Origin of the sequence: Clostridium acetireducens DSM 10703, assembly GCF_001758365.1 — a bacterium.
Classification (GTDB): Bacteria; Bacillota; Clostridia; order Clostridiales; family Clostridiaceae; genus Clostridium_C; species Clostridium_C acetireducens.
Genome location: NZ_LZFO01000049.1, coordinates 1 through 10,773 on the forward strand (window position 1 = coordinate 1; position 10,773 = coordinate 10,773).

The following is a 10,773-nucleotide window of genomic DNA, read 5'->3' on the forward strand; positions in this document are numbered from 1 at the left end:
AATGAATTACTGTATTTTTTTTCATTATCTATTTTTTTTAAATTTTCTTCAAAGGAATCTAAAGTTATGGCTTCAATTGTAATACTTCTTGAAAGATCATTTATTAAAGATATTTTTTCTAAATCTACAGTTCTAACTTTTATACGTTTAATTAATGAAATAGTTTGACCATAGTTATTAGCTACAGATACCATTATTCCAGTGGGAGTAACAAAACTATCGGCTTCATTTATATTATAAGCATTGCAAATTCTATATATAGTTTCTTCTACTCTATAAGTTTCAGCTCCATTTTCTAGCATAATTCTTCCGGCTTCTACAGCTATATGAATTACTCTATTTATATCCAAAGTATCACCCCTTTCGTCCTATTTAGTTTCTATTATGTTATTAATTATACTAGTACTAATTCTAATAATCAATTTATATAAAATTAATTTAACAATTTTTATAATTAAGAAAATTTATTAATAGTTATTTAAATACTATGAATTTTAAAAATTATATGTTATAATATATACGAACGTTTAAATAATGACAGTGAAAAATATTCGTAAAAAATATTTTTAAAAGGAGAAAAAGGTATGAAAAGTGATGTAAAAAGAATATACGTTGAAAAAAAACCGAATTTTAATGTAGAGGCAAAGAATCTTTTTAACGATATAAAAATTACATTAAACATAAAAAATTTAAAAGGATTAAGGATTTTAAATAGATATGATGTATCTGGTATATCTGAAGAAGAATTAAATAAAGCTAAAAATACTATTTTTTCTGAGCCTACTGTAGATTTTGTTTATAATGAAGATTTAAAGTTTAGTTCCCAAGATAGGGTATTTGCAGTAGAGTATTTACCAGGACAATACGATCAAAGAGCGGATTCTGCTGCTCAATGTATGCAAATATTAACACAAGGTAATAGACCTAATATAGCTTCATCTAAAGTTTATATTTTAGAAGGAAATTTAAAAGATGAGGAATTTAATAAAATAAAAAGCTATTGTATAAATCCTGTAGATTCAAGAGAAGCTATTTTAGAAAAGCCTAAAACATTAGATATGGAATTTGACACACCAAATTCTGTTAAAGTTTTAAAAGATTTTAATAATTATAGCTTAGATAAGTTAAAAGAGTTTATAGAATTAGAAGGATTGGCTATGAGCTTAGAAGATCTTAAATTTTGCCAAGATTATTTTAAGAACACAGAAAAAAGAAATCCTACTGTTACAGAAATAAAAGTTATAGATACGTATTGGTCAGACCACTGTAGGCATACTACTTTTATGACTTGTATACAAGATGTAGATATAGAAAATAGTTTATATACTGAACCTATCAAAAATGCTTATCAAGAGTATTTATCATCCAGAGAATTTGTGTATACTGATAAGCAAAAAGATATATGTCTTATGGATATTGCTACTTTAAGTATGAAAGAATTAAGAAAAAAAGGATTATTAGATGATTTAGATAAATCTGATGAAATTAATGCATGTAGCATAGAAATTGATGCAAAAATAAATGGTAAAGATGAAAAATGGCTTGTAATGTTTAAAAATGAGACTCACAATCATCCTACTGAAATAGAACCTTTTGGAGGAGCAGCAACTTGTCTTGGAGGAGCTATAAGAGATCCTTTATCTGGAAGGTCTTATGTTTATCAGGCTATGAGAGTTACTGGAAGCGGAGATCCAAGAACTAATATAGAAGATACATTAGAAGGAAAACTTCCTCAAAGAAAAATAACAATGGAAGCCGCTCAAGGATATAGCTCTTATGGAAATCAAATAGGACTTGCAACTGGACAAGTATCTGAAATATATGATGAAGATTACATAGCTAAAAGAATGGAAGTAGGAGCTGTAATAGCAGCAGCACCAAAAGAAAATGTAGTAAGAGAAAAACCTGTAGAAGGGGATATAGTTATATTAGTTGGTGGAAGAACAGGAAGAGATGGATGTGGTGGAGCAACAGGTTCATCAAAAGAACATGATGAAAAGTCTATTTTTACTTGTGGTTCAGAAGTACAAAAGGGCAATCCTCCTACAGAGAGAAAGATTCAAAGATTATTTAGAAATAGTGAAGTAAGCAAAATGATTAAAAGATGTAATGACTTTGGTGCAGGAGGAGTATCTGTAGCTATTGGAGAATTAACTGATGGCTTAGATATAAATTTAGATTTAGTACCTAAAAAATATGAGGGATTAGATGGAACAGAATTGGCAATATCAGAATCACAAGAACGTATGGCTGTAGTTATTTCTATGAATAATGCTGATAAATTTATAGAATTTGCTAAAAAAGAAAATTTAGAAGCTACAATAGTAGCTAAAGTTACAAATACTAATAGATTAAAAATGAATTGGAAAGGCAATAGCATAGTTAATATAAGTAGAGATTTTTTAAATACTAATGGAGTTAAGCAGTTTACAAGTATAAAAGTAAAGTCTCCCAAAGAAAGTAGTTATTTCCATAATACTTCAATAGAAAATTTAAAAAACTATTGGTTAAAAAATTTAAAAGATTTAAATGTATGCAGTAAAAGAGGTTTAGTTGAAAGATTTGATAGCACAATAGGAGCAGGAACTGTTATTATGCCTTTTGGTGGAAAATATCAATTAACACCTGAAGAAGGTATGGTTGCTAAACTTCCAATAGAATCAGGGGACACTAAAACAGGAACTATAATGACTTATGGTTTTAATCCTATTATAGCTAAATGGAGTCCTTTCCATGGAGCATTATATGCAGTATTAGAATCTATAACTAAGGTAGTGGCTCTTGGAGGAAATTACAAGAATATAAGATTGAGTTTACAAGAATATTTTGAAAAACTAGGACAAGACTCTACAAAATGGGGAAAACCATTTGCAGCTTTATTGGGAGCATTTTATGTTCAAAAGAAATTTAATATACCAGCAATAGGTGGAAAAGATAGTATGTCAGGAACATTTAAAGATATGAATGTTCCACCTACATTAGTATCTTTTGCTGTAAATGTAGTAGATGTTACAAAAGTAGTATCTTGTGAATTTAAAAATGAAAATAGCAAAGTTATATTAATTCCTTCAATTATAGGTAAAGATGGATTGCCAAATTTAGATTTACTAAAGAAAAATTTTGATAAAATTAATAAATTAATTGAAGATAAAAAGGTTAAATCTGCTTCTAGCGTAGGATTTGGAGGAATAGCTGCTACTATTAGCAAAATGGCATTTGGAAATAAAATAGGAATAAAATTAGAAAAAGAAATAGCACAAGAAGAATTATTTGTACCTAAGTATGGTTCTATAATAATAGAAGTTGATAAAGATTTAAATTTAAATGAATACTTTGAGAATAAAGATTTTAAATTACTAGGATATACTCAAATTGAAGAAAGTATTTGTATAAATGATGTAAAAATAAGTATAGAAGAAGCAATAAAGGCTTGGGAAGAACCATTAGAAAATATATTTGCAACTAAAGCAGAAGAACCTAAAGGAAATATAATTACAGATATATTTAGTAAAAAAGATTTTAAAATAGCATCTATAAAAGTTCCTAAGCCAAGAGTATTAATACCAGTATTTCCTGGTACAAATTGTGAATATGATTCTAAAAAAGCTTTTGAAAAAGCAGGAGCAGAAGCTAATATTTTAGTATTTAGAAATTTATCTGCATTAGATATAGAAAATTCAATAAGTGAGTTGGTAAAAGAAATAAAAAAATCTCAAATAATAATGATTCCTGGTGGATTTAGTGCTGGGGATGAACCAGAAGGATCTGGAAAATTTATAGCTACAGTATTTAGAAATCCAAAAATTAAAGAAGCAGTTATGGAATTCTTAAATAATAAAGATGGTCTTATGTTAGGAATATGCAATGGATTTCAAGCACTTATAAAATTAGGTCTTTTACCTTTTGGAGAAATAAGAGATATAGAAGAGGATTATCCTACTTTAACTTATAATAATATAGGACGCCATGTTTCAAAAATGGTGCATACTAAAGTTATTTCTAATAAGTCACCTTGGTTTAGTAATGTAACATTAGGAGAAACATATACTGTACCTATTTCTCATGGTGAGGGCAGATTTGTAGCTAGTGAAGATTTAATAAATAAGCTTATGAAAAATGGACAAATAGCTACACAATATGTAGACGTTCATGGAAATCCTTCATATAATATAGAGTTTAATCCAAATGGATCTATATCTGCAGTAGAAGCTATAACAAGTCCAGATGGAAGAATACTGGGTAAAATGGCTCATTCTGAAAGAGCAGGAGAAAATGTTCATATAAATATACCAGGCAATAAGGAACAGAAAATATTTGAATCTGGTGTAAATTACTTTAGATAATTAACAATGGAAATAAGTATAAATTTGTATTAAAATAAGAGTATCTAGTTTATGATACTCTTATTTTAATACAATAGGCAGGTGTATAAAATGAACAAAAAAAGCATATGCGTATTTAAAAAGTATTTAAACTTTTTATTAATTTTGATAATTTTCTCATTTGCTCCAAACAATGTTTTTGCAAAAGATGATTTTGAAATTTGGCCTTCAAAATACGATATACCCCCAGATAAAGTATGGAATATAAGACTTAATGATAAAATTAATATAGATTCAATAAATAAAAAAAATATATGGGTTTTAGATGAAGAAAATAAATTTGTAGATATTAATGTTTCAAGTAATTATAAAGGTAATTCAATTTTAGTATCACCTAAAGATAAATATAAAGAAGGAAAAACCTATTCTCTAATAATAAATAAAAGTATAGAATCTCAATCTAATTCTAATTTAGAAAAAAATTTAAAAATGAATTTTACTATCTATGATTTAAATAAAGAAGAATATATAGATAATAAATCTATATATCAAAATGTTGAAAGTAAAAAATATGAAATTATAGATATAATAAATGTAAATTGTAATGGTGAATCTGAAAGTAAAACAGATTTTGATTTACAATTTAACATAGGAAATTTAAGCAAATCTCCTTATCAAAAAGATTTGGATTTAAAAGCCTATGGATCAGGAATAAGAATAAGTACAGATGCTTACGGAAATAAGAGAGCTATTATAAAGAATTTTGCTTATAAGGGACAATCTTTAGAATATAAAGTGGTTAGAAATATAGAGAATAGTGGAATTAAGTATAAAGTAGATTTATCAAAAACACTTGGAGATTATAGCAAATTTAAATATTATAGTAAATATACTAAACCAGAAGAAAAAATAGAGAGTAATAATACCTTAATTTTAAAAAAATCTAAAGAAATAACAAAAGGGTCAACTAATCCTTTTGATAAAGCTAAAAAAATATATGCTTTTGTAAATACTTATATAAAATATGATCCTTTGCAAGCAAATAAAGGAGCATTAAATGCCTTAAAAACTGGCAAAGGAGTATGTGAAGATTATGCTGATTTATTTATTGCTATGTGTAGAAGTGTTGGTGTGCCTGCTAGAATTGTAAGTGGATATGGATTAGAGCCATTACAAATTAATAATAAAAACATTAATTTAGATTATAATAGACATGCTTGGGCTGAATTTTATTTGCCAGAGTATGGTTGGATAGTAGTTGAACCTACATACCAATTGTATAATAAGGGAAAGATAATACCTAACTATAATTGTTTTGCTAATTTAAGCAGTTCAGGACATATAATTGCAGGATATAATGCTAGTGGTCCTTTAGTAGAAGGAAGTATTATTTGGAATTATAAAGGAGATAATAAAATAAATTGCAATCATACTACATATTTAAGACCAATACAGTAATGAAGTAGAAAGTTAATAATAAATAGTGTTAAAATTTTTTGTTGAAAATATAAAGATTACTAATAATTTTATGATATTATATAATATAAATAAATTTACAAGGAGTGAAGAAAATGAAAGCAATTGTTACAGTTTTAGGTAAAGATAAAATAGGAATTACAGCTAATGTAACTGGTATATTGGCTAATCATGGAGTTAATATCTTAGACATAAGTCAAACAATTGTACAAGGATATTTTACTATGATTATGTTAGTAGATTTAGAAAAATTAAATGTTACTTTTGATGAACTTAGAGATATTTTGGATAAGAAAGGAAAAGAAATAGGACTTTCTATAAAAATTCAGCTTGAGGAAGTATTTAATTCTATGCATCATGTATAAGGAGTGATTTATGTGATAAGTTCTTTTGATATTTTAGACACTATAAAAATGGTAGAAAAAGAAAAACTAGATATAAGAACTATAACTATGGGTATTTCATTATTAGATTGTTGTGATTCTGATGGAAAAAAGTCCAGACAAAAAATTTATGATAAAATAACTAAATATGCTGAAAATTTAGTAAAAGTAGGAGAACAATTAGAAAGAGAATGTGGTATACCTATTATAAACAAAAGAATATCTGTTACACCTATGTCAATTGTGGCTTCTTCATCAAATGATAATGACTATGTTGAATTTGCAAAAACTTTAGATAAAGCAGCTAAAGCTGTTGGAGTAAACTTTATTGGAGGCTTTTCTGCATTAGTACATAAAGGGTATACTAATGGAGATATAAAGTTAATAAAATCTATACCAGAAGCATTGACTGTTACTGATTTAGTATGTTCTTCTGTAAATGTAGGTTCAACTAGAGCAGGTATAAATATGGATGCTGTTAAAGATATGGGACAAATTATTATGAAAACTGCAGAGCTAACAGCAGATAAGGATGGCATAGGATGTGCTAAATTAGTGGTTTTTGCAAATGCTGTTGAAGATAATCCTTTTATGGCTGGAGCATTTCATGGAGTAGGAGAAGCTGAGTGTATAATTAATGTAGGAATAAGTGGACCTGGCGTTGTAAAATCAGCATTGGAAAGTAAAAAAGGAGCTAAGTTTGACGAAGTAGCAGAAACAATAAAAAGAACTACTTTTAAAATAACTAGAATGGGTCAGCTTATAGCTAATGAAGCTTCAAAGAGACTTAATGTGCCTTTTGGTATAGTAGACTTATCTTTAGCACCAACACCTGCAGTAGGTGATAGCGTAGCTAATATATTAGAGGAAATAGGATTAGAAAGTTGTGGAGCACCTGGAACAACTGCTGCATTAGCTATGTTAAATGATGCAGTAAAAAAGGGAGGAATAATGGCATGTGAACATGTAGGAGGTCTTAGTGGAGCTTTTATACCAGTTAGTGAAGATGCTGGTATGATAGAAGCAGTAAATAAAGGTTCTTTGACTTTTGAAAAGCTAGAAGCTATGACTTGTGTATGTTCTGTTGGTTTGGATATGATAGCTGTACCAGGAGATATTACAAAAGAAACTATATCTGCTATAATTGCAGATGAAGCAGCTATAGGTGTTATAAATAACAAAACTACAGCGGTGAGAATAATACCAGCTATAGGTAAAAAAGAGGGGGACTATGTAGAGTTTGGTGGACTTTTAGGAGGAGCTCCTGTAATGAAAATAAATAAATTTTCCAGTAAAAGATTTGTAGATAGAGGTGGAAGAATACCGGCTCCAGTGCATAGTTTCAAAAATTAAAAAAATAAAAATGTTCTTATGATAAATTTATCATAAGAACATTTTTATTTTTTAATTTTTTTTATTTGCAAATTATATCAATGATTTTTTGTTTAACAACTTAACTATATTTAAATATTATTATGATTGACACTTAAAAATATAGTATTTATAATGTAATTATAGGTTTGTTTATACCTTATAATATAATTGGGTTTAATTTACATATAAGTTGTTGTTACAAAATTTATGAAAGGTGGTGAATAAAATAAATAAATTTATTTATATTATTTTTGTACTTATTTTGTATTTTATTATTGTTATGATATACATAATATACGAAGCATGCTGTGAATATAAGTATGGTAAAGCTATGCTGAAAGTAAACTCCAATGATTATAAAAAATTCTTAAAAATTAATAAAGATAATAATGTTAAAGTTAAACCTTTTAAAAAAGATAATCAGATATATTTACCTTTAATGCATGTTGCTAGTACTATAGGAGCTGTAGAAGTAAAAAATAATGAAGAAAATTATAATAAAATATTAAATTATATGGGAAATCTTATAAAAATAAAAAAAAATAATATTGTTATATTAAAAAGAAAAAATATTATACATTATAATAAAATAAGTAATATTAAATTAATAAATGGTGAAATAATGATGCCCATAAATTATGTAAACCATTTATTTGATTTGAATTCAGAATATAATGAAATTACTAATGAAGTAGTTATAAAATAAAAAGGTATCTCAATTTTTTAGAGATACCTTTTTTTACCAATCTCCAGAGGAGCCTCCACCAGAAGAAGAACCTCCGCCAAAACCACCAAAACCACCAGAATCACCAAAACCACCAGAGCCACTACCGAAACCTCCGCCCCCAGGTCTATTGTTATTAAAAAATGAACTATAAAATATAAGTTCTAATATGGATTTAATAATTCTACCTTTATTAAATATAATGTCTAAAAATACTAAAAATACAATTATTTTAATAGGAAATTTACTAGAATTACTTTCTTTTGATTCTTTTGGTAAGGATATATTTTTACTTTTTTCTAAATTAACATTATATTCTTTTGCTATTTTAGTAGCAAATACTTGATAACTTTCATCAATTCCTTTATTATAGTCTCCAGATTGAAAAGAAGGCTTAAAAATATCTTCCATTACTTTATTAGAATAGATATCGGGAATGGCGCCTTCTAATCCTCTACCAACTTCCACACGTCTTTTTCTATCATTCATGGATACTAATATTAAAAGACCATTATCTTTGTCTTTTTGACCAATTCCCCATTTTCTGAATAATTTATTTGCATAAGATTGAATATCATATCCTTCTAGAGAATTTATTATAACTACTACAGCTTGAGCACCAGTTTTATCTTCTAATTCTTTACCCACAGATACTATAGATTCTTTTGTATTATTATCTAATATATTAGCATAGTCATTTACATATTTTAAATTTGTAGGATTAGGTATGTTAGGTTCTGCGGTTACTTTATTAAAAGGTAATAAAAATAATAAAAGTAATGCAAATATTAAAAAAAAGCGAAGGCAATTTTTTTTATAAGTTTTCATAGTATATAAACCTACTCACTAAAATTTACTTTTGGAACTTCTTTTGCACCTTCGCTAGCTTTATAATAAGGTTTTTTCTCAAAACCTGCTATACCAGATACTATAGAATTAGGGAATTTTCTAATTTTAATATTATAATTGTCTACAGCCTTATTATAATCTTGTCTTGCTATATTTATTCTGTTTTCTGTACCTTCTAGAGCTATAGTTAAATCTTTAAAGTTTTCGTTAGATTTAAGTTCGGGATATCTTTCTACTACAACTAAAAGTCTTGAAAGAGCAGAAGATAGTTCATTATCTGCTTCAGCTTTATCTGCAACAGTTTGTGCACCACCCAGTTTTGCTCTAGCATTTGCTATATCAGTAAATATATCTTTTTCTTGTTTAGCATATCCTTTTACTGTTTCAACTAAATTTGGAATTAAGTCATTTCTTCTCTGAAGTTGAGTATCTATATCTGATTGAGACTTTTGAACATTTTGATCTAAAGTTACCATTTTATTATACGTTGTTATAAAGGGGATTGTTATTATAATAAGTATTCCTACTATTATAGATATAGTTTTTAAAGTCTTATTCATAGTATTTACCTCCTAAAATTTTAATATATTCATGTCTATTATATAAAACATTTATATAAAAAGTCTACATGGGTTTACAAAATATAAATTATATTTTAATTTTTTAAAAATTAAAGTATATATAAATTTAAAAAATTGAACATTATAACATTGTAATGGTAAAATATATTTAAATTAGTAAAATAAAAAACTTCAATTAGTAGTATTTTAGATAAATTGGAAAAAAGCTTGAACATTAATTATAATTATTGTATAATAATTATAATTAAAAAATAATAATTAACAAAACATAAATTTTTTATAAATTAGGAGGAGTTTATAATGAAAAAATTTGTATGTACAGTATGTGGATATATTCATGAAGGAGATTCAGCACCAGATAAGTGCCCTCAATGCGGTGTTCCAAAGGAAAAGTTTATAGAAAAAGTTGAAGGAGAAATGGCTTGGGCTGATGAACATAAAATAGGAGTTGCAAAAGATGTAGATAAAGAAGTTTTAGAAGGATTAAGAGCTAACTTTACAGGAGAATGTACAGAAGTAGGTATGTATCTTGCAATGAGTAGACAAGCTGATAGAGAAGGTTTCCCAGAAATTGCAGAAGCTTATAAAAGAATAGCTTTTGAAGAAGCAGAACATGCTGCTAAATTTGCAGAATTATTAGGAGAAGTAGTAGAAGCTGATACAAAGAAAAACTTAGAAGTTAGAGTAGAAGCTGAACATGGAGCTTGCCAAGGAAAGAAAGACTTAGCAACTTTAGCTAAAAAATTAAACTACGATGCAATTCATGATACAGTACATGAAATGTGCAAAGATGAAGCTAGACACGGTTCAGCTTTTAGAGGATTGCTAAATAGATATTTTAAATAGTAAATTAATTATAAAAAACCTATACGATATTAACGTATAGGTTTTTTAATTAAATAAATATTTCATTTTAAAAGTAGATATTTATTTAATTGAGTAAATTTCATATTTTATAATCATTGATTTTACTAACTTTTTTATTATTCAAAAAGGAAATTCACCCCAAAATGTCGAATATTTAAGTACCACCAAAAATACACAACAAAGAGGAGTGAATACTT

Annotated in this window: 9 protein-coding genes; 6 read left to right on the forward strand and 3 right to left on the reverse strand. The window is 26.9% G+C overall.

The genetic code is table 11. The features are described 5' to 3' along the window. Positions 1 to 350 (reverse strand): threonine/serine exporter family protein (locus CLOACE_RS10910; RefSeq protein WP_139141330.1); only part of this gene is annotated, 350 nt, incomplete at its 3' end. Between the two features lie 234 nt (positions 351 to 584). Here CLOACE_RS10910 and CLOACE_RS10915 point away from each other — a divergent pair. The 5 genes from CLOACE_RS10915 to CLOACE_RS10935 all read left to right on the forward strand — a co-directional run bounded on the left by CLOACE_RS10915 (position 585) and on the right by CLOACE_RS10935 (position 8,261). Further along, positions 585 to 4,343 (forward strand): phosphoribosylformylglycinamidine synthase, encoded by a 3,759-nt coding sequence (locus tag CLOACE_RS10915; protein ID WP_070111285.1) that lies wholly within the window; start codon positions 585 to 587, stop codon positions 4,341 to 4,343. A 90-nt stretch (positions 4,344 to 4,433) separates the two neighbouring features. Continuing rightward, complete coding sequence (locus CLOACE_RS10920; RefSeq protein ID WP_070111286.1) at positions 4,434 to 5,780, forward strand: transglutaminase-like domain-containing protein; 1,347 nt, start codon at positions 4,434 to 4,436, stop codon at positions 5,778 to 5,780. A 113-nt stretch (positions 5,781 to 5,893) separates the two neighbouring features. Beyond that, positions 5,894 to 6,163 carry an ACT domain-containing protein gene (locus CLOACE_RS10925; RefSeq protein ID WP_070111287.1) on the forward strand — a complete coding sequence of 90 codons (270 nt, stop codon included), beginning with the start codon at positions 5,894 to 5,896 and terminating at the stop codon, positions 6,161 to 6,163. 12 nt (positions 6,164 to 6,175) lie between these two features. Continuing rightward, positions 6,176 to 7,534 carry a PFL family protein gene (locus CLOACE_RS10930; RefSeq protein ID WP_070111288.1) on the forward strand — a complete coding sequence of 453 codons (1,359 nt, stop codon included), beginning with the start codon at positions 6,176 to 6,178 and terminating at the stop codon, positions 7,532 to 7,534. A 301-nt stretch (positions 7,535 to 7,835) separates the two neighbouring features. After that, positions 7,836 to 8,261 (forward strand): stalk domain-containing protein, encoded by a 426-nt coding sequence (locus CLOACE_RS10935; RefSeq protein ID WP_139141331.1) that lies wholly within the window; start codon positions 7,836 to 7,838, stop codon positions 8,259 to 8,261. A gap of 33 nt (positions 8,262 to 8,294) precedes the next feature. Here CLOACE_RS10935 and CLOACE_RS10940 read toward each other — a convergent pair whose 3' ends face one another. Both CLOACE_RS10940 and CLOACE_RS10945 read right to left on the reverse strand, forming a co-directional pair. Further along, positions 8,295 to 9,107, reverse strand: a complete 813-nt coding sequence (locus CLOACE_RS10940; protein WP_070111290.1) for a TPM domain-containing protein — start codon at positions 9,105 to 9,107, stop codon at positions 8,295 to 8,297. Positions 9,108 to 9,118: 11 nt separating this feature from the next. Beyond that, complete coding sequence (locus CLOACE_RS10945; RefSeq protein WP_070111291.1) at positions 9,119 to 9,688, reverse strand: LemA family protein; 570 nt, start codon at positions 9,686 to 9,688, stop codon at positions 9,119 to 9,121. 321 nt (positions 9,689 to 10,009) lie between these two features. Between CLOACE_RS10945 and CLOACE_RS10950 the strand changes: the two genes are divergently transcribed. Next, on the forward strand, positions 10,010 to 10,555 hold the full coding sequence (locus CLOACE_RS10950; protein ID WP_070111292.1) for an NADH peroxidase: 546 nt from the start codon (positions 10,010 to 10,012) through the stop codon (positions 10,553 to 10,555). Positions 10,556 to 10,773: the final 218 nt, after the last annotated feature.